Source organism: Streptomyces sp. So13.3 (genome assembly GCF_005860785.2).
GTDB lineage: Bacteria > Actinomycetota > Actinomycetes > Streptomycetales > Streptomycetaceae > Actinacidiphila > Actinacidiphila fildesensis.
Genome location: NZ_CP048835.1, coordinates 443,124 through 462,300 on the forward strand (window position 1 = coordinate 443,124; position 19,177 = coordinate 462,300).

The window sequence follows — 19,177 nt, forward strand, 5'->3', positions numbered from 1 at the left end:
GTCACTTCAGCCAGGCGGCCACCTTGTCGCCATTGGCCTCGACCCACTTCTTCGCAGCCGCCTCGTCCGACATCTTGTCGACGGCGATGTACTTCGCGACGAGGTTCTGATCGTCATTGGTCCACGAGAAACTCTTGACCAGGCTGTAGGCCGGACTGCCCGACGCGGCGAACTTGGTACTGACGATCTTGTCCAGGTCGTACACGGGATAGTCGCAGGCGACCGCCGCCGCGACGGCGTCGCAGCCCTCCTTGTACGGGGGCAGGTCGACCTTGACCAGCGGCACCTCGGAGAGGAACCACTGCGGCTCGTAGAAGTAGCCGAGGATCCACTCCTGCTTCTTCTCGGCCTGCCGGAAGGCCTGGATGAGCGCGGTCTCGCTGCCCGCGTACACCACCTTGAAGTTCAGGTTCAGATTCTTCACCAGCGCCGCGTCGTTGGTGACGTACGACGGGTCGCCGTCCAGCAGTTGGCCCTGGCTGCCCGACTCCGAGGTCTTGAACTGCGACGCGTACTTGTTGAGGTTCTTGTAACTGGTGATGTCCGGGTACTTCTTCGCCAGCCACGGCGGTACGTACCAGCCGATGACCCCGTTGTTGCCGGTCGGGCCGGCCGCCACGGCGGTCTTCTGATCGGTGATGTACTTCTTCTTCAGGTCGTCATGGCCCCAGTTCTCCAGGACCGCGTCGACCTCACCGGTCCCGAAGCCCTGCCACGCGACCTCCTCCTTGAGGTCCTTCTTCTTGACCGTACAGCCGAGTTTGTGCTCCGCGACGTAGGCGACGACCGCCGCGTCCGCCTCGTAGCCGACCCACGGGTTGACGGCGAGATTGAAGGTGCCGCACTTACCGCCGGAGCTGCTGCCCGCGGCGGAGGGGGTGTCACCGACCTTGGCACCGCCGCAGGCGGTGAGGGCGAGACCCAGTACGGTCAGTCCGGCCGCGCCGGCGCGCCATCTCGCGGGACGGGTACCCGCGACGAGGTGTATTGCCATGTGTCGTGCTCCTTTTGACTGCCTAGTGCCGACGGCCGTTCACCGCCGTGGTACGGCGCGCCGCCGCCTGTGTGATCCCGTCGAACATGACGCCGAGCAACACGATGGCGAGTCCCGCCGCCAGCCCCTTGCCGTACAGCTCTCCTTGCGAGAAACCGGCTACGACGTCGTAGCCGAGGGCGCCCGCACCGACCAGGCCGCCCACTACAACCATCGACAGCACGTAGATCAGGCCCTGGTTGACAGCGAGAGCCAGGGCGCTGCGTGACATCGGCAGTTGGACTTTGGTGATGATCTGCCAGGTATTGGACCCGGCAGCCGCGGCCGCCTCGACGGTGGTCTCCGGCACGGCCCGCACCCCGTCCGCGATGATCTTCATCGTGACGGGCGCCGCATAGACGACCGCGGCGACGATCGCGGTGAACCGGGTCGCCCCGAACAGCGCGAGGAACGGCACCAGATAGACGAACGGCGGCATGACCTGCGCCGCATCCAGAGTGGGCCGGATGAGCCGGTCGGCCATAGGGCTGCGCCCCATCCAGACGCCCACCACGACCCCGAGGGCCATCACCAGCACCGTCGCCACGGCGGTCGACGCCAGCGTCGTCATGCTGTCCGACCACATGCCGGTGCCGACGAGCAGGGCCACACACACCCCGGCCGTCACTCCGGCCCGCCGGCCGCCCAGCACGGCTCCGACGGCGACCAGGACGGCGCCGACCAGCCACCACGGGGAGTCGGTCAGCAGCGACTGAAAGGGGTTGAGCAGACCGTTGGTGACGGCGTCACGCAGGGCGTTCGTCATGCCGGAGAGGTGGTCCTGCGCCCAGGTGGTCACGGTGTCCGCCGCACTGGCGATGGTGCTGCCGGTACTGCCCTCGCCGGGGAACTCCGCCGCCCACACGTAGGTGTGCGACAGATACACCAGGACCGCGGCCACCACGCCGCCCGCCACCAGCAGATGCCGGCGCCACTTCACGAACGGGCCGCCCAGGCGACCGGGAGCCCGGCCCCTCCCCTCTGCTGAGGGGACCCCGGTCGCGCTGCGCTCGCTCGCCGCCGTCGTAACGCGGTCGAGGACGATGGCCATGACGACGATGGCGAGACCAGCGTTGAACGCTGTGCCGACGTCCAGCGACTGCAACGCCTTGACCACGGTCTTGCCGAGCCCGGGTGCGTCGATCAGCGCGGCGATGGTGACCATGGCCAGGGCGGCCATGATGGTCTGGTTGATGCCCATCACCACGGTCCGCTTGGACATCGGCAGGAGCACCTTGGTGAGCGTCTGGCGCCGCGTCGAGCCCAGCGAATAGGCCGCCTCGACCGTCGTCGCCGGCACGGACCGAATGGCGTGCGCGGTGATACGGATCGCGGGAGGCGCCGCGTAGATCAGCGTGGCGATCGTGGCGGAGGCCGGCCCGATGAGGAAGAACAGCGTGAGCGGGGCGAGATAGACGAAGGTCGGCATCGTCTGCATGAAGTCCAGGAACGGCGTCATGATCCGGTTGGCCCGGTCGGACATCCCGGCCCACACGCCGAGCGGGATGCCGATGAGGAGCGAGACGAAGACCGCCGAGAGCGTCAGGGCCAGGGTGTCCATGCTCTCCTGCCACAGGCCTTGCAGCCCGAAGAAGGTGAAGCCGGCCATGGCGAGCAGCGCGACCCGCACGTTGCCCAGGGCCCAGGAGAGGTAGCCGACGATGCCGACGACACCGAGCCACCCGATCTGCGGGACTCCGCGGCCGCTCGAGGGCTGGGAGATCAGCGACTGGATGAAGGTCACCAGGTTGTCGATGACCAGCCGGATCTCGTTGAAGAAGTAGAGGAAGAGCGGATTGCTGTTGCGGTCGGCGCCGATCGAGTCGTTGACGTCGTTGAACCAGCGGTGCAGACCGGTCAGGTCGGCCGCCGCCAGCGCGAGCGTCTGGTGGCCGCGGAACACGGCGAAGATCAGCAGCCAGAGGGCCAGTATCCCGGCGACGACGAACCGGCGCGGGATGGCGCGGATCGCCCCCAGTCGCGTGGGCACCTGGGCGACGACGGCCATCACGCGCCGCCTTCCACGCCCGCGATCACCGCGAGGATCTCCTCGTCGCCGACGACACCCAGCAGCTTGCCGTTCTCGACGACCTTGACCGGCTTCACCGCCTCGAACACCGCCCTGGTGGCGTCCCGCACCACCACGTCCGGGCCGAACTCGGGTCCGTCGAGATCGTCGTCCGGCCCTGCCGGGCGCATGATCCAGCGCAGCGTCAGGACATCGGCACGCGGCACGTCCTTCACGAAGTCGCGGACGTAGTCGTCGGCGGGAGCGCCGACCAGTTCGTCGCCCGTACCGCACTGGACCGTCTTGCCGTCGCGCATGATCAGGATGCGGTCGCCCAGCTTGAGCGCCTCGGACAGGTCGTGGGTGACGAAGACCATGGTCTTGCCGACCTCGTGGTGCAGCCGGATGACCTCGTTCTGCATGTCCCGCCGGATCATCGGGTCCAGCGCCGAGAACGGCTCGTCGAAGAGCAGCACATCCGGATCGCCGGCCAGCGCCCGCGCGAGGCCGACGCGCTGCTGCATACCGCCGGAGAGCTGGTCGGGGTAGGAGTTCTCGTAGCCGGACAGGCCCACCAGCTCGACGACCTCCAGCGCGCGCTTGGTGCGCTGCGCCTTGCCCATGCCGCGGATCTCCAGGCCGTACGCGACGTTGTCCACCACGCACCGGTGCGGCAGCAGCCCGAAGTGCTGGAAGACCATGGAGAACTTGTGCCGGCGAAGCTCCCGCAGGCGCTTGGGGTCGGCGTCGCGGATGTCCTCGCCCTCGAAGACGACCTGGCCGGCGGTCGGTTCGATCAGCCGGGTCAGACATCGCACCAGGGTGGACTTGCCCGAGCCGGACAGGCCCATGACCACGAAGACCTCGCCGGGCGACACGTCGAAGCTCACGTCCCGCACCGCCGCCGTGCATCCCGCACGGTCCATGAGCTCACGGCGCGACAGGCCGCACAACTCCTCGGACTGCGGCACCTTTTCGGCCTTCGGCCCGAACACCTTCCACAGCCCGCGCACGGAGATGACCGGGGTCCGGTCCTGATCCGGGTCCTGGGACCTGTCGCGCCGCCGCGACACCTCGGTCTGTGCTGGGATCACTGTCGACCTCTCTCCATGCTTCAGGTGTTCGGCCTTCCGGGCTTCAGGTCTCCGGCCCGGTGCGCTTCAGCTGCGGAACCAGCGCTGCGGCCGCGGTTGGATGTTCTGCCAGATGTGCTTGGGCTCGCGGTACTCGTCCAGGCCGGCAGGTCCCAGCTCCCGGCCCACGCCCGACTGCCCGAACCCACCCCACTCCGCCTGCGGCACATAGGGGTGGTAATCGTTGATCCATACGGTGCCGTGGCGCAGCCGGCGGGCGACTCGCTGCGCCTTGCCCGCGTCCTGTGTCCAGACGGCACCGGCCAGTCCGAAATCCGTGTCGTTGGCGATGCGTACGGCTTCGTCCTCGGCGTTCTCGCCGCCGCTGAAGCGTTCGACGGTCAGCACCGGGCCGAAGGACTCCTCGTGCACCACGCGCATGTCCTGGGTGCACTCGTCGAGAACGGTCGGCGGGTAGTAGAAGCCGTCCGCGAGCGCGGGGTCGTCCGGGCGGGCGCCGCCGCAGCGCAGGACGGCGCCTTCGGCGATGCCGGCGGCAACATAGGCCTCGACCTTGTCGCGGTGGGCGGCGGAGATCAGCGCGCCGGTCTCGGCCGCGGCGTCGAAGGGTCCGCCGAGGCGGATCTGCCGCGCGCGGCGTACGACCTCGTCGACGAAGGCGTCGTGCAGCGAGTCCTCGACGATCAGCCGGGCGCCGGCCGAGCAGACCTGGCCCGAATGCAGGAAGACGGCCGTGAGCGCGAAGTCCACGGCCGTCTCGAAGTCGGCATCGGCGAAGATGACGTTGGGGTTCTTGCCGCCCAGCTCCAGCGCGACCTTCTTCACCGTCGCGGCGGCCGTGGCCATGATCCGCTTTCCGGTCTCCAGCCCGCCGGTGAAGGACACCATGTCCACATCCGGGTGCTCGGACAGCGGCGCCCCCACCTCCGGCCCGGTGCCCAGGACGAGGTTGGCGGCCCCCGCGGGGAGCCCGGCCTCCTCCAGCGCCCGCATGAGCAGGATCGAGGTGGACGGGGTCAGCTCACTGGGCTTCAGGACAAAGGTGTTGCCCGCGGCGAGGGCCGGCGCGACCTTCCAGGAGGCCTGAAGAAGAGGGTAGTTCCAGGGGGTGATCAGGCCGCAGACACCGATCGGCTCGTGGACGACCCGGCTGATGGCGTCGTCGCGGCCCGTGTCGATGACCCGGCCCGCGCTGGTGCCCGCGACCCCGCCGTAGTAACGGAAACAGGAGACGACATCCGCGATGTCGTACTCGCTCTCCACCAGCCGCTTGCCCGTGTCGAGCGATTCGGCCCTGGCGAATTCCTTCGCGTCCCGTTCCAGGATGTCCGCCACGCGAAGGAGCAGCGCCCCGCGCTCGCGCTCCGGCGTGCCCGGCCACGGTCCCGAGTCGAAGGCACGGCGTGCTGCGAGGATCGCGGCCTCGGTGTCGGCCCGCATCCCCTCGCCCACGCTCGCGACGAGCGTGCCGTCGGCTGGGCAGCGAATCTCCCGGCGGCCGCCCGCAACCGGGTCGCGCCACTCACCGTCCAGATACAGGTCCGCCACGCGATGAGCCCTTCAGACGAATCCGTTGCGCATAGCGCATCGAATTGCTTGTGGTGGAACACCCTGGCCGAACGGGTGGCGCGCGTCAAGGGGTTGATACCTGCGGGCTTCACCTCTTGACCGCAGGCCTTACGGGACTGGACCATGTTGCGTATCACTCACTCTGTTGCTCATTACGCACCAGTGGAGGTCGCATATGTCCCCTCGCCCACAACCCGGCCACGAGTACGTCCTCACCCTCGCGTGCCCGGACCGGGCCGGCATCGTCCACGCGGTGAGCGGCTTCCTCGTACGCAACTCCGGCAACATCCTGCAGAGCCAGCAGTTCGACGAGCGGCTCAAGGGCCGGTACTTCATGAGGGTCCACTTCGACATCTCCGATCCGGACACAGGTCTGGAAACTCTGCGTTCCCGATTCGGCCCGGTCGCCGAGGCGTACGGGATCACGTGGACGCTGCGGGACGCGGCCACCCCGACGCGCACGCTGATCATGGTGTCCAAGTTCGGGCACTGCCTCAACGACCTGCTCTTCCGGCAGCGGACCGGCGCGCTCAACATCGAGATCCCGGCGATCGTCTCCAATCACCGGGAGTTCGAAGCACTCGCGGACACCTACGGCGTGCCGTTCCTGCACGTGCCGGTGACGCGGGAGACCAAGGCCGAGGCGGAGGCGCGGCTGCTGGAGCTGGTGCGTGAGCTGGACATCGAGCTGGTGGTGCTGGCCCGCTACATGCAGGTCCTCTCCGATGATCTGTGCAAGCAGCTGGAGGGGCGGGCGATCAACATCCACCACTCCTTCCTGCCGAGCTTCAAGGGCGCACGTCCCTACAACCAGGCGTACGACCGCGGGGTCAAGCTGGTCGGGGCGACCGCGCACTACGTCACCCCGGAGCTGGACGAAGGGCAGATCATCGAGCAGGACGTGGTCCGGGTCGACCACTCGCTCGACCCGGAGGAGCTGGTGACCGTGGGCCGCGATGTCGAGGCGCAGGTACTCGCGCACGCGGTGAAATGGCACAGCGAGAACCGCGTCATGATCGATGGAAACCGCACGGTGGTCTTCCGCTGACGCCACGTCGTGCGAGCGCGCCGGCACCCTCGCAGGGGTGGTGCGGAACGCATCAGTTGTCGGCGCGCTCGAGCATCGCGCGGCGCCAGCGCTCGGTCTCGGCGATCTGGTTGAACGTGAAGACGTGCAGCCCCGCCACCACCGCCGAGGGCGCCGTCAGCGCGGGCGCGGTGCGCGTGAGGAACCGCTCCGGCGAATAGCCGCCGGGCGCGGAGAGGCGGACGAACCACGAGGCGTGCCGGGTCAGGAAGCGCGTCGACTCACCGACGCCGATCTTGGTGGCCATGGCGAGCAGCTTCGTCCGCTCCACGGGCCCCGCCACCCCCACATGCACGGGCAGGGCCACGCCGCGGCGCCGGATGCGCCCGACCCACTCCCCCAGGACCTGCGGGTCGAAGCACAGGTTGCTGACGATGTACGTGGCGTGGACGCGCTTCTCCCACATGGCCTGAATGGTGATGTCGTCGTCGATCAGGGGATGCCGCTCGGGATAGCCGGTGATGCCGACATGGCGGAAGGGGCTGCCCAGCTCGCTCAACTGCCGCAGCACGGGCAAGGCCCCTTCGTACGCACCCGCCGAGGGGTTCGCGTCGCCGGCCGGCACGAAGACGTCCTCGACGCCGGAGGCCCGGAGCCGGTCGGCGATCTCCGCGACGTGCGCACCGTCGCGCAGGAGGCGCGCGGGCACATGCGGGACGACGCGGTAGCCATGGCCCGCGAGCCGGACGGTGAGGTCCAGGGTGGGGTCGAGGCCCTTGACCGGCGACGCGGTGACGGTGATCACCACGTCGCGCGGGACATGGGCGAGGACCTGGTCCTCGGTGGGGCCGGCCGGCAGGACCTCGTAGCGGACCCGCTGCAGAAGCGTCCTCACCGCGGGTCGCGGTGGCGGTAGTACGCCGACTTGGAGGGCGGCAGGGGGTCCTTGCCGAGGATGAGGTCGGCGGCCCGTTCGGCGATCATCATCGTGGGGGCGTAGATGTTGCCGTTGGTGACGTAGGGCATGACGGACGCGTCCACGACGCGCAGGCCCTGCACGCCGTGCACCCGCAGGCTGTCCGGGTCCACGACCGCCATCGCATCGGTCCCCATCTTGCAGGTGCAGGACGGATGCAGGGCCGTCTCGCCCTCCTTGGCGACCCAGTCCAGGATCTCCTCGTCCGTCGCGACCGACGGCCCGGGCGAGACCTCCCCGGCGTTGTACGGCTCCATGGCGGGCTGGTTGAGCAGCTTGCGGGCCACCCGGATCGCCTCGACCCACTCCCGCCGGTCCTGCTCGGTCGACAGGTAGTTGAAGCGGAGCGCCGGATGCTCGCGCGGATCCCTGCTCTTGATCTTCACCGAGCCGATGGCGTCGGAGTACATGGGCCCGACGTGCACCTGGTAGCCGTGCCCGCCCGCAGGCGAGGAACCGTCGTACCGGACCGCGATCGGCAGGAAGTGGAACATCAGGTTGGGGTAGTCGACGTCCTCGTTGCTGCGGGCGAAGCCTCCGGCCTCGAAGTGGTTGGTGGCGGCCGGACCCTTGCGGAACAGCCACTGCAGGCCGATGAAGGGATAGCGCCACTTCTTCATGTACGGCTGCATGGAGACCGGCTGCTTGCAGGCGTACTGCACGTAGACCTCAAGGTGGTCCTGCATGTTCTCGCCGACGCCCGGCAGATCGTGGACGACCTCGATGCCCAGATCCTGCAGCTCCTCCGCCTTGCCGACACCGGAGAGCTGCAGCAGCTGGGGTGAGTTGATGGCACCGCCACAGAGGATGACCTCGCCGGCCCGTACCCGCTGCGGCTTGCCGCGACCGCGCTGGTACTCCACGCCGACCGCGCGCTTGCCCTCGAAGAGGACGCGGGTGACGAGCGCCCGGGTCCTGACGGTGAGATTGGGCCGCTTCATGACGGGGTGCAGATAGGCCTTGGAGGCCGACAGCCGACGCCCGCGGTGGACGTTGCGGTCGAAGGCGGCGAAGCCCTCCTGGCGGTAGCCGTTGACGTCGTCCGTGAGCGGGTAGCCGGCTTCCTGGACGGACGCGAGGAACGCGGGAAAGAGCGGGCTGGACGCGGGTCCGCGTTCGAGGACGAGCGGGCCGTCGTGGCCACGGAACTCATCGTCCTGGTCGGCGGCAAGGCAGTTCTCCATGCGCTGGAAGTAGGGCAGGCAGTGGGAGTAGTCCCACTTCTCCATCCCCGGGTCCGCGGCCCAGCGCTCGTAGTCCAGCGGATTGCCGCGCTGGAAGATCATGCCGTTGATGCTGCTGGAGCCGCCGAGGACCTTGCCGCGTGCGTGGTAGACGCGGCGGCCGCCCATGTGGGGCTCGGGCTCGGACTCGTACTTCCAGTCGTAGAAGCGGCTGCCGATGGGGAACGTGAGGGCGGCGGGCATCTGGATGAAGATGTCCCACGGGTAGTCGGAGCGGCCGGCTTCGAGCACCAGCACGCGGTTGGCCGGTTCGGCGGAGAGCCGGTTGGCCAGCGCGCTGCCGGCCGAGCCGCCGCCGACGATGACGAAGTCGTACTGCAAGGGAGCCATGGCTGTCTCGTCTCGCTCGCGCCGTCGATACGCGAGGCATGCTAGTACGAGTAGCGCCATACGCACCAGGTTGCGTGCCACGCAACTTGGAGAGCCATCGCCTCCCTTTCACTTCCCCCGGCCTGTTGTTTACCGCGCGTATAGTTCCGCTATGAGCAACTTCAGCGCAGATAACGAAACTGCCGGGTCGCAGACCGGCGGCGTCCAGTCCGTCGACCGCGCGATCAGCGTCCTGGAGATCCTGGCTCAGCGCGGCGAGGCCGGGGTGAGCGAAGTGGCCACGGAGATCGACGTGCACAAGTCGACCGCTTTCCGGCTGCTGGGCGCCCTGGAAGCGCGCGGTTTGGTGGAGCAGGCCGCCGAGCGCGGCAAGTACCGGCTCGGCTTCGGGATCGTCCGGCTGGCCGGCGCCGTCACCGGACGGATCGACATCACCCAGCAGGGACGCCCGGTCTGCGAACGGCTGGCCGAGGAGCTCGAGGAGACCGTCAACATCGCGGTCATGGAGAAGCAGTTCGCGATCAACCTCTTCCAGGTGCGCGGCCCGGCCGCCGTCAGCGCGCACAACTGGGTCGGCCAGCTGACCCCGCTGCACGCCACGTCCAGCGGCAAGATCCTGCTGGCCCACCTGCCCGCCAGGGAGCGCGCCGAGCTGATCATGGACGCGGGCCTGGAGAAGCTCACCCCGCACACCCTGACCTCGAAGACGAAGCTGGAGAAGAACCTCGCCGAGGCCAGGGAGCGCGGTTACGCCTGGACCCTGGAGGAGCTGGAGGTCGGCCTGCACGCCATGGCCGCGCCCGTCCGCTCCCGCGACGGCGAGGTCATCGCGGCGGTCACCGTGTCCGGGCCGTCCTACCGCTTCACCGAGGAGCGGATGCACGAGCTCGCACCGACGCTGATCAGGGGAGCGGCGGAGATCAGCCACCGGATGGGCTACCTCGGCTGAGGAGCCGTCCCCAGCCGCTCCTGGACCCACTCGTGGAAGGCGCCGATGTGGTGCTCACTGGGGACCAGGACGCCACCCTTGGCGTACAGGCGGGAGCTCATGGCGGGCTGGCAGCGCTCGCAGGCGTCGAAGTCCTGCCGGTTGACGCGGTCGAAGAGCTCGACGGAGCGGCTGACGTCCCTGCCGCTGTCCACGACGTCCTTGAGGTAGAGCCAGTCGCACTCGACGATCGTGCGGTCGGCGGCGACCGGGTACATCCGGTGGAAGATGACATGGTCCGGCACGAGGTTGATGAAGACCTGCGGCTGGACGGTGATCGCGTAGTAGCGGCGGTCCTGGTCGGGGGACACACCGGGTATCCGGTCCAGGCCCTCGGTGCCGTCGACCGTGAAACCCTGGATGTCCGAACCGAACTCGGCGCCGTGGCCGACGTAGTACTGGGCGGCGTAGCCGTCGGCGAACTCCGGTAGCACCTCGGTGAGTTCGGGATGGATCGTCGCGCAGTGGTAGCACTCCATGAAGTTCTCGATGATGAGCTTCCAGTTCGCCTTGACGTCGTAGACGATCCGCTTGCCGACCGCGAGGTTGTCGATGTCGTAGTGCTCGATCGGCTCCACATCGCCCAGCCGCTCCACGACCGCGCCGATGACCTGCTCCTCGAAGCTGGGCGGCTCCTCGGCCAGGCAGACCCACACATAGCCGAGCCATTCGCGTACGTGCACACCCACCAGGCCGTACTCGGTACGGCCGACGTCCGGCATCTTGGTGAGGTTGGGCGCGGCGATCAGCTTGCCGGTGAGGTCGTACGTCCAGGCGTGGTAGGGACACTGGAAGGCCCGGCTGACCTCGCCGGACTCCTCGGTACGGAGCTTGGCACCGCGGTGCCGGCACACGTTGAAGAAGGCGCGGATCGCGTTGTCGCGGGAGCGGGCGACGAGAATGCTCTCGCGGCCCACCTCGACCGTCCGGAAGGCGCCGGGCCTGGCGAGTTCCGAGGCGCGCGCGACGCAGAACCACATCGTCTCGAAGATCCGTTCCTGCTCCTGGGCGAAGACCTCCGGATCGGTGTAGCAGGAGCCGGGGAGGGTGGCGATCAGGCTGTCCGGCAGGCTGGTCGATGTCACGTGGGCACTCCCCGGGGACGTTGTGTGATGTGCAACCTGACGTGGATGGCGCAACTTCTTGCGGGCAGAATGTGGCGCGCGGCCCCCGCTGTCAAGCCCCGGCGGCAGCCAGTTGCTTGCGCCAGCGGGTGAACAGCCGAGGCTGGTCCATCCCGAGCACCGCGACCGGAGCCCCGGCACGGCGGTAGACCGCGAGGAAGCTGCGGTCGTCCGCCGCTCCTTCCTCGACCGTGACACTGTCCGCCGCGGCCGCATGGCCCGTGAACTGGATCCGTACGCCGTACTGGTCCGACCAGAAGTACGGCGGCCTGACGGGTCCCGGCTCCCCGGCGCCACCGGACAGCAGGGTGGTGACGGCGACGGCGGGGCGTTCCTTGGCGCCGGTCCAGTGCTCGACGCGGCGGTGGATTCCGGCGGCGGGGTCGTACCAGTTGGCGCAGTCGCCGACCGCGACGACGGCGGTGAGGTTGGTGCGGCCGTCCGCACCGCACTTGACGCCGTTCTCCAGCTCGATGCCGGAGCTCTCCAGCCATTCCACATTCGGCCGGGCGCCCACCCCGACGACGACGATGTCGGCGGGCAGCCGGCGGCCGTCCTCCAGGAGGACCGCTGTCACCCTCCCCCGGCCGTCGGCCGTCGGGACTCCCGCCTCTCCTCGCTCGCCGCCGCTGAACCCCTTGACCCCGACGCCGCACAACAGCCGTACACCGTGGTCGGCGTGGAGCGATGACACGACACCGCCCATCGTCTCGCCGAGCGGTCGGGCCAGCGGAGTCGGCGCCACCACGACGACCGTCACGTCCAGCCCGAGGGCGTACGCCGTCGAGGCGACCTCGGCACCGATGAAGCCGCCGCCGATGACGACCAGGCGCCCGCCACGGGCCAGGTCGTCCCGCAGCGCACGGGCGTCGTCCAGGGTGCGCAGCGTGTGGACGCCGGCCAGCTTCCGCCCGCCCGCACGGGCCGGCAGTGTGCGGGCAGCGGCGCCGGTGGCGATGACGATGCCGTCGGCGCGGACGGCTGTGTCACCGGCGAGGCGTATCCGGCGCTCGGTACGGTCGAAGCCGGTGGCACGGGCGCCGAGCAGCCATTCGGCGGCCAGGTCCTCGCCGTCCGCTTCCAGGGCGAGGTCGGCCTCGGCGACGGCCCCGGTGAGGAACTCCTTGGACAGCGGGGGCCGGTCGTAGGGCCGGTGGGGTTCGTCGCCGATGATGACCAGCCGCCCGTCGTACCCCTGCCTGCGCAGGGAGCGGGCGGCCGACAGACCGGCGAGCGAGGCACCCACCACGGCCACGCTTCTCACGCGGAGCCTTGCGCGAGCCGGGCCCCGACGCAGGGCGGGAGGTTGGGCGCGGCCGGGGACAGCTCGACGTAGATCATGCCGTCCTCGACCAGGACCTGGTGTGTTCGGACGGGACGCTTGGCCGGCGATGTGTCGACCGCGCCGGTGCGCAGGTCGAACTTCGACGCGTGCAGCGGACATTCGACCTCGCACCCTTCCAGCCAGCCGTCAGCGAGTGAGGCGTCCTGGTGGGTGCATGTGTCGTCGATGGCGAAGACCTCTCCGTCGTCGGTGTGGAACACCGAGACAGGCGGGTCGATTTCGAGCCGGTAGGCCTCGCCTCGCGGCAGATCCGCGAGCCGGCACACGGGAATCTTCATGACACCTCGGTGCGTATAACGAAACTGATTGCGGGAAGCGCAACAACAGTTTGGAGGCGCCCCCAGCCGCTGTCAAGAGACACGAAAACCGCCCCACAGCATGGGGCGGTTGACGTACGAACGGGCAGCTCAGGGGCGGTCAGTGGCCTCGCTTGATCCACTCGTCGAGCTGCGGCGCCTCGGCTCCGACGGTCGTCCCGTCGCCGTGTCCGGTACGGACGACCGTGCCGGGCGGCAGCGTGAGCAACCGCTCCCGGATGGAGTCGATGATCGTCGGAAAGTCCGAGAAGGAGCGGCCCGTGGCCCCCGGACCGCCGGCGAACAGCGTGTCGCCGGTGAAGACGGTGCCCAGCTCGGGCGCGTACAGACACACCGCACCTGGCGCGTGGCCCGGGGTGTGCAGAACAGCCAGCTCGATCCCGGCCACCGACAGCTCCTGGCCGTCGGCGAGTTCGCCGTCGGGAGACCGCTCCGGGTGGGTCTGCTTCCACAGGAAGAGGTCATCCGGGTGGAGCAGGATCGGCGCACCGGTCAGTGCCGCCAGCGCGGGAGCCGCGTCGATGTGGTCGTTGTGGGCGTGTGTGCACACGATCGCGCGCAGCGTACGGTCCCCGACAGCGGACGCGATGGCGGCGGCGTCGTGCGCGGCGTCGATGACGATCGCCTCGCTGTCGTCGCCGATGATCCAGACGTTGTTGTCGACGTCCCAGGTACCGCCGTCGAGACTGAACGTCCCACTCGTGACGACATGGTCGATGCGGACGGCGGAAGCGGCGGCCATCAGAAGACCACCACCGAACGCAGCACGTCACCGTTGCGCATCCGGTCGAAGGCCTTCTCGACTTCGTCCAGGGCGATCGTCTCGGTGACGAAGGCGCCCAGGTCGAGGCGGCCCTGCAGATGGAGGTCGACCAGCATCGGGAAGTCCCGGGACGGCAGGCAGTCGCCGTACCAGGACGACTTGAGCGAGCCACCGCGCCCGAAGACGTCCAGCAGCGGCAACTCCAGCTTCATCTCGGGCGTGGGCACGCCCACCAGCACGACGGTCCCGGCCAGGTCGCGGGCGTAGAACGCCTGCCGGTAGGTCTCCGGCCTGCCGACCGCCTCGATGACGACGTCGGCGCCATTGCCGCCGGTCAGCCCGCGGATGGCCTCGACGGGGTCGGTGGCCTGGGAGTTCACGGTGTGGGTGGCGCCCATCCGCTGCGCGGTCTCGAGCTTGCGGTCGTCGATGTCGACCGCGATGATCGTCGCCGCCCCGGCCAGCCGGGCCCCCACGATGGCGGCGTTGCCGACGCCGCCACAGCCGATCACGGCGACGGAGTCGCCACGGCCGACGTTGCCGGTGTTGATCGCCGCGCCGATGCCGGCCATGACACCGCAGCCCAGCAGACCGGCGACCGCCGGGGAGACGGCGGGGTCGACCTTGGTGCACTGTCCGGCGTGGACGAGGGTCTTCTCGGCGAAGGCGCCGATGCCCAGCGCCGGGGACAGCTCGGTGCCGTCGAGCAGGGTCATCTTCTGCTCGGCATTGTGGGTGTCGAAGCAGTACCAGGGGCGGCCACGCCGACAGGCGCGGCACTGACCGCACACCGCACGCCAGTTGAGGATCACGAAGTCGCCGGGAGCCACATCGGTCACGCCCTCGCCGACGGACTCGACCACGCCCGCCGCCTCATGGCCGAGGAGGAAGGGGAAGTCGTCGTTGATGCCTCCCTCGCGGTAGTGCAGGTCGGTGTGACAGACCCCGCAGGCCTGGATCCTCACAAGGGCTTCGCCCGGCCCGGGGTCCGGCACGATGATCGTTTCCAGACTGACCGGGGAACCCTTCCCCCGGGCGACGACAGCACGAACCTGCTGGGCCATGACTACTCCTCGGCTGGTTTCTTATTGCGGTACGCAGCGCACGTATCGCAACGAAAGCATCCGCGAAGCGGATACGGCGGTCAAGGACCGGGCGTCGTCGAGCTACTCGCGGACCGGAGCGTTCACCGCGCGCTGCGCGTCACCGCTGTCCGCGCCCAGCCCCGCGAGCAGGCGCAGCCCGTCCTCGGCGGGACTGCCGGGAGCCGCGGACAGCACCAGCAGCTCCATGCCTGTCTCGTCGGGTAGTGCGAAATTCTCCTGGTGCAGTTCCAGCAGTCCGACCAGCGGGTGCCGGTACGCCTTGCGTCCGTGCGTGCGGGCGCGCACGTCCGCGCGGGCCCAGAGACGGCGGAAGCGTTCGCTGCCCATCGCCAGTTCGCCGATGAGTGAGGCCAGGCGGGGGTCCTCGGGGTACTTGCCGGCGGCCAGGCGCAGGTGCCCGACCACGTCGAGGGTGCACTTCTCCCAGTCCGCGTAAAGGCCGCGCTCGGCCTCCTCGAGGAAGATGTGCCGGGCGGTGTTCAGGCCCGGCATCGGCCGGCCGAAGAGGAGCCCGGCGAGGCGGTTCCCGGCGAGCACGTCCAGCCGATGGTCCATGATCAGCGCAGGTGCGTCGGCGACCAGGTCGAGAACGCGCAGCAGCTCCGGCCGGACCCGCCCGCCCGGCGCCTTCGCGCGGCGGCGGCGCTGCCGGGCGAGCCGGTAGAGGTGCCCGCGCTCGGTCTCGTCCAGGCCGAGGACACCGGCGAGCGCGTCGAGGACCTGCTCGGAGGGCTGGGTCGCGCGGCCCTGCTCCAGGCGTACGTAGTAGTCGACGCTGACTCCGGACAGGTGCGCGACCTCTTCGCGGCGCAACCCTTCGACGCGGCGCCGGCTGTCGGTGGGGATGCCGACGGCCGCCGGGTCGACCCGGGAACGCCGGGTCCGCAGGAAGCTCGCAAGATCGTCCATGCCCTCAGTATGGCCTCCGTGGTTCCCGCGACGTGCCCGTGAAGGTGGTCCTGCCGATACCAGGAAGTCCCGTCCGATGGAAGAGGCGCCCCTGAACAGCGGGCGCCGCGGCGCCCAGGATCGAAGGCATCCGATCCGAAGGAGTTCCCATGAAGACGCTGATCGTCCACGCCCACCCGGAGCCGAAGTCGCTCAACAGCTCACTGAAGGACCTCGCGGTGTCCACACTGGAGACCGCCGGGCACGAGGTACGGGTGAGCGACCTGTACGCGATGAACTGGAAGGCGGTCGTGGACGCCGCGGACTACGGCCCCGACGCCTCGAGTCCGCTGAAGGTCGCCCTGGACTCGGGCCGGGCCTTCGACGCCGGGACGCTCACCGCGGACGTACGCGCCGAGCAGGAGAAGCTGCTGTGGGCCGACACGATCATCTTCCAGTTCCCGCTGTGGTGGTACTCGATGCCCGCGATCCTCAAAGGCTGGGTGGACCGGGTGTTCACCTACCACTTCGCGTACGGCGTCGGCGAGCACAGCGACACCAAGTACGGCGAGCGCTTCGGCGAAGGCACCCTCGCGGGCAGGAAGGCGCTGCTGTCGGTGACCACCGGCGGCCCGGAGTCCCATTACGCCGCTCGTGGGATCAACGGCCCCATCGACGATCTGCTGTTCCCGATCCACCACGGCATCCTCTACTACCCGGGCATCGAGGTGCTGCCGCCGTTCGTGCGGTACGGCACCGACCGGATGACCGACGAGGAGTACACCGACGTAGCCAAGGCCTGGGAACAGCGCCTGCTCACCCTGGAGTCGACCGAACCGATCGCGTTCCGGCGGCAGAACTTCGGTGACTACGAGATCCCCTCGCTGCACCTGAAGGAGGGACTGGAGCCCGCGGGCCACCGGGGTTTCGGGCTGCACGTGCGCGGCTGACCGCCGGCGATGGCCAGGACGGGCCGGCGCGCGAACCCGAGGCACTGCCCGGCCGTGGTGGCAATCGGTGCACCGTGATGCCACGGCCCTGCCCCGGAACCCCCGTGTGTTCCGGGACGGGGCCGTGGCACGGATGAGTGCCGTGAAGGTGGTGCCGTCGAGTTGGTTGCCGGCCGCCCCTCAGGGGCGGGGCCGCCGGATCCGGCGTAACACGCGTCGCGGTCGTCTCCACGGCTGACGTGTCTTCGTCATCAGTCGTCGTGCGTTCGGATCATGTGGTGAAGGAGACCCGGAGGAACTCGAGGATCTCCGCCCGAGCGGCCTCGGCCTGCGGTTCCACGCCCGGCATGCCGAGGAACGACGTCACCGCACTGATCGACATGGTTCTGCCGCAATTCGCCGACGGCCCCGACCCCGCTTAGCGCCGGGTCGGACCGGATGCGCCCTGTTGCCCGGGGCCGTTCGCGTTGCCGTTGCCGTTGCCGTTGCCGTTGCCGTTGCCGAGGGTCCACGCCTCGATGTCCCGGTAGTGGATCGGCCCGCGGCTACGGCCCACGTTGCTGCCGACCAGGTGCAGACGTTCGGCAGCCCATCGGCTGCCGGTGAATCCGACGAAGCCTGCGGCGATCTCTCCGACGGAGGATCGGTCGCCCCGGCGGGCCCGGGCCAACGTCAGATGGGGGCGCAGGGGCCGCTCCTCGAAGACGACACCGCAGTTCCTGACGGCGGTACGCACAGCGGCGGCGAGCAGGTGCAGTTCCTCGAGGTCTCCGTCGATTCCGCTCCACAGCACCCGGTCGTCGAAGTTTCCGCTGCCGCGCAGTGCCAGACACGGGGGCCGGTGGTCCGCCGCAAGGTCGGCGAGAGGCGGGCGCAGCAGCGGAACGGTCTCGGCCGGGAGCTCCCCGAGGAACGCCAGGGTGATGTGCCAGTCCTCAACACGGTTCCACCGCATGTCCGGGTGCGTGTCATAGGCGGGGCGCAACTCCCGGGACAGCTCTTCTTTCGCGTGGTCGGGCGGGGCGAGCGCGATGAACACACGTACGGTCGCGGGCTGAGCCTGTTCGTTCACACTGGACTTCGTACCACCCGGGCAGGCGATGCCCCGGCGCGGGTGCCGCGGAAGAGGCAACATGTCCAGGCCGTTTCTTTCGGATCGTCCTGCCCAGCGGATGAAGAGCCCGATGCGAATTCCGAAGTCCACCGATGAGTTCTGCAGGCGCGGCGGGTCTACCCCGTTGTACGTCATCGAACCTCGGACTGGAGACACACCATGACCGCTCCCGCACACGCCGGTCGCATGCTGTTCGTGAACATGCCCGTGGCGGACGCCGAGCGCAGCAAGGCGTTCTTCACGCGGCTCGGGTTCAGCTTCAACCCGATGTTCAGCGACGAGACCGCGGCCTGCATGCTGGTCGGCGAGCAAGCCTCCGTCATGCTGCTCAGCCACGAGAAGTTCGCGCAGTTCTCGAAGCTGCCGATGGCCGATCCCACCACGCACGCGCTGGCGCTCTACTGCTTCAGCGTGGCAACCCGCGATGAGGTCGACACGGTCGCTGAGGCTGCGTTTGCCGCGGGCGGCACCGAGGCGGATGGCCCGGAGGACCACGGCTTCATGTACTCACGCAGCTTCTTCGACCTTGACGGCCACGGCTGGCAGATCATGTGGATGGATCCGTCGAGTACCTCGGACAGCTCGACTTCCTAGACGGAGTCGTCGCGGTCGACTCCACACACGGTCGTCGACCTCCAGGACAGCACTTCAGTCGAAGGCTCTGCCGGTGGCGGCGAAGAGGCGGGCGCAGCGGTCCGCCATGGCGTCCGGGGATTGGTCCGGATGGTTGATCCACCAGCGGACCAGGGCGCTGACCAGGCCCCGCCAGGCGTATTTGAGCGCGTCCGCATCAAGTGGGTCGGGGGACCCGGTCGCGCGCAGCAGGTCGGCGGTGCCGGTTGAGGCGAGCTGGTCGATGGCGGTCCGGTAGCGCGCGGCGATTCGGGCGGGCTCGCTGTCGGCGGGCAGCGAGGCGTCGTAGAGCACGAACCACCCCTCACGTCGGCCGTCCAGTGCGGTGAAGATGGCGCGCAGCACCAGCAGTGGTGTGCGCGCTGCGGTGGCGTCGCCCTCCGCCATCGCGGCGCGCATGGCGTCCAGCAATTGGTCGCCGACCGGGTTCAGGCAGGCGAGGAAGAGGTCCTGCTTCGCGCCGAAGTACTGGTGCAGCAACGTCTTGGTGACGCCGACGCGTGCGGCGATGGCGGCCAGCGACGCGGAAGCGTAGCCGTGGCGCCCGAACTCTTCGGTGGCGGCGGCCAGGATCTGCTGCTCACGGCGAGCCCGTGGAACGCCCTTGGTGCCGGCCCTGCCTTGGGGGGTGGTCATGGGCTCGATGTTACCCTAACGTAATTTACCGG

General features: G+C 69.1%; 18 protein-coding genes. 4 read left to right on the forward strand and 14 right to left on the reverse strand.

Annotated features, from left to right (window positions below):
* Position 1: 1 nt before the first annotated feature.
* From C8250_RS02080 to C8250_RS02095, 4 genes are all read right to left on the reverse strand, one after another.
* Positions 2 to 994 carry an ABC transporter substrate-binding protein gene (locus C8250_RS02080; protein WP_138351828.1) on the reverse strand — a complete coding sequence of 331 codons (993 nt, stop codon included), beginning with the start codon at positions 992 to 994 and terminating at the stop codon, positions 2 to 4.
* 22 nt (positions 995 to 1,016) lie between these two features.
* The gene (locus C8250_RS02085; protein WP_138351829.1) at positions 1,017 to 3,041 is read right to left on the reverse strand and encodes an ABC transporter permease subunit; all 2,025 of its coding nucleotides are present in this window, start codon (positions 3,039 to 3,041) and stop codon (positions 1,017 to 1,019) included.
* Positions 3,041 to 4,135, reverse strand: coding sequence for a glycine betaine/L-proline ABC transporter ATP-binding protein (locus C8250_RS02090; protein WP_138351830.1), 1,095 nt, complete (start codon positions 4,133 to 4,135; stop codon positions 3,041 to 3,043). The genes C8250_RS02085 and C8250_RS02090 overlap by 1 nt, the downstream gene beginning before the upstream one ends.
* Before the next feature lie 66 nt (positions 4,136 to 4,201).
* Positions 4,202 to 5,683 carry an aldehyde dehydrogenase family protein gene (locus C8250_RS02095; RefSeq protein ID WP_138351831.1) on the reverse strand — a complete coding sequence of 494 codons (1,482 nt, stop codon included), beginning with the start codon at positions 5,681 to 5,683 and terminating at the stop codon, positions 4,202 to 4,204.
* A gap of 196 nt (positions 5,684 to 5,879) precedes the next feature.
* Here C8250_RS02095 and purU point away from each other — a divergent pair, with 196 nt between their 5' ends.
* Positions 5,880 to 6,752: a formyltetrahydrofolate deformylase gene (gene purU / locus C8250_RS02100; protein WP_138351832.1), complete on the forward strand. Its 873-nt coding sequence runs from the start codon at positions 5,880 to 5,882 to the stop codon at positions 6,750 to 6,752.
* Positions 6,753 to 6,804: 52 nt separating this feature from the next.
* Here purU and C8250_RS02105 read toward each other — a convergent pair whose 3' ends face one another.
* Both C8250_RS02105 and betA read right to left on the reverse strand, forming a co-directional pair.
* Positions 6,805 to 7,626, reverse strand: a complete 822-nt coding sequence (locus tag C8250_RS02105) for a methylenetetrahydrofolate reductase (RefSeq protein ID WP_138351833.1) — start codon at positions 7,624 to 7,626, stop codon at positions 6,805 to 6,807.
* Positions 7,623 to 9,281 (reverse strand): choline dehydrogenase, encoded by a 1,659-nt coding sequence (gene betA / locus C8250_RS02110; protein ID WP_138351834.1) that lies wholly within the window; start codon positions 9,279 to 9,281, stop codon positions 7,623 to 7,625. The genes C8250_RS02105 and betA overlap by 4 nt, the downstream gene beginning before the upstream one ends.
* 151 nt (positions 9,282 to 9,432) lie before the next feature.
* On the opposite strand from betA, the gene C8250_RS02115 reads away from it, so the two are divergent.
* Positions 9,433 to 10,230 carry an IclR family transcriptional regulator gene (locus tag C8250_RS02115; protein ID WP_138351835.1) on the forward strand — a complete coding sequence of 266 codons (798 nt, stop codon included), beginning with the start codon at positions 9,433 to 9,435 and terminating at the stop codon, positions 10,228 to 10,230.
* Here the strand turns inward: C8250_RS02115 and C8250_RS02120 are convergent.
* The 6 genes from C8250_RS02120 to C8250_RS02145 form a co-directional block, all read right to left on the reverse strand.
* Positions 10,218 to 11,354, reverse strand: coding sequence for an aromatic ring-hydroxylating dioxygenase subunit alpha (locus C8250_RS02120; RefSeq protein ID WP_138351836.1), 1,137 nt, complete (start codon positions 11,352 to 11,354; stop codon positions 10,218 to 10,220). The genes C8250_RS02115 and C8250_RS02120 overlap by 13 nt on opposite strands.
* 91 nt (positions 11,355 to 11,445) lie before the next feature.
* On the reverse strand, positions 11,446 to 12,657 hold the full coding sequence (locus tag C8250_RS02125) for an FAD-dependent oxidoreductase (RefSeq protein WP_138351837.1): 1,212 nt from the start codon (positions 12,655 to 12,657) through the stop codon (positions 11,446 to 11,448).
* The gene (locus C8250_RS02130; RefSeq protein ID WP_138351838.1) at positions 12,654 to 13,016 is read right to left on the reverse strand and encodes a bifunctional 3-phenylpropionate/cinnamic acid dioxygenase ferredoxin subunit; all 363 of its coding nucleotides are present in this window, start codon (positions 13,014 to 13,016) and stop codon (positions 12,654 to 12,656) included. Before C8250_RS02130 ends, C8250_RS02125 begins: the two co-directional genes overlap by 4 nt.
* Before the next feature lie 139 nt (positions 13,017 to 13,155).
* Positions 13,156 to 13,797: an MBL fold metallo-hydrolase gene (locus tag C8250_RS02135; protein WP_138351839.1), complete on the reverse strand. Its 642-nt coding sequence runs from the start codon at positions 13,795 to 13,797 to the stop codon at positions 13,156 to 13,158.
* Positions 13,797 to 14,882, reverse strand: coding sequence for an S-(hydroxymethyl)mycothiol dehydrogenase (locus tag C8250_RS02140; RefSeq protein ID WP_138351840.1), 1,086 nt, complete (start codon positions 14,880 to 14,882; stop codon positions 13,797 to 13,799). Before C8250_RS02140 ends, C8250_RS02135 begins: the two co-directional genes overlap by 1 nt.
* Positions 14,883 to 14,984: 102 nt before the next feature.
* A complete protein-coding gene (locus C8250_RS02145; protein ID WP_138351841.1) occupies positions 14,985 to 15,833 on the reverse strand; it encodes a helix-turn-helix transcriptional regulator in 849 nt (282 codons plus the stop codon).
* Between the two features lie 149 nt (positions 15,834 to 15,982).
* Here C8250_RS02145 and C8250_RS02150 point away from each other — a divergent pair, with 149 nt between their 5' ends.
* Positions 15,983 to 16,762 carry an NAD(P)H-dependent oxidoreductase gene (locus C8250_RS02150; RefSeq protein WP_138351842.1) on the forward strand — a complete coding sequence of 260 codons (780 nt, stop codon included), beginning with the start codon at positions 15,983 to 15,985 and terminating at the stop codon, positions 16,760 to 16,762.
* Between the two features lie 418 nt (positions 16,763 to 17,180).
* Here the strand turns inward: C8250_RS02150 and thpR are convergent, their stop codons facing one another.
* On the reverse strand, positions 17,181 to 17,834 hold the full coding sequence (thpR, locus tag C8250_RS02155) for an RNA 2',3'-cyclic phosphodiesterase (RefSeq protein ID WP_187144700.1): 654 nt from the start codon (positions 17,832 to 17,834) through the stop codon (positions 17,181 to 17,183).
* A gap of 201 nt (positions 17,835 to 18,035) precedes the next feature.
* On the opposite strand from thpR, the gene C8250_RS02160 reads away from it, so the two are divergent.
* The gene (locus tag C8250_RS02160) at positions 18,036 to 18,470 is read left to right on the forward strand and encodes a VOC family protein (protein ID WP_187144701.1); all 435 of its coding nucleotides are present in this window, start codon (positions 18,036 to 18,038) and stop codon (positions 18,468 to 18,470) included.
* A gap of 54 nt (positions 18,471 to 18,524) precedes the next feature.
* Here C8250_RS02160 and C8250_RS02165 read toward each other — a convergent pair whose 3' ends face one another.
* The gene (locus tag C8250_RS02165) at positions 18,525 to 19,145 is read right to left on the reverse strand and encodes a TetR/AcrR family transcriptional regulator (RefSeq protein ID WP_138351844.1); all 621 of its coding nucleotides are present in this window, start codon (positions 19,143 to 19,145) and stop codon (positions 18,525 to 18,527) included.
* Positions 19,146 to 19,177 lie beyond the last annotated feature (32 nt).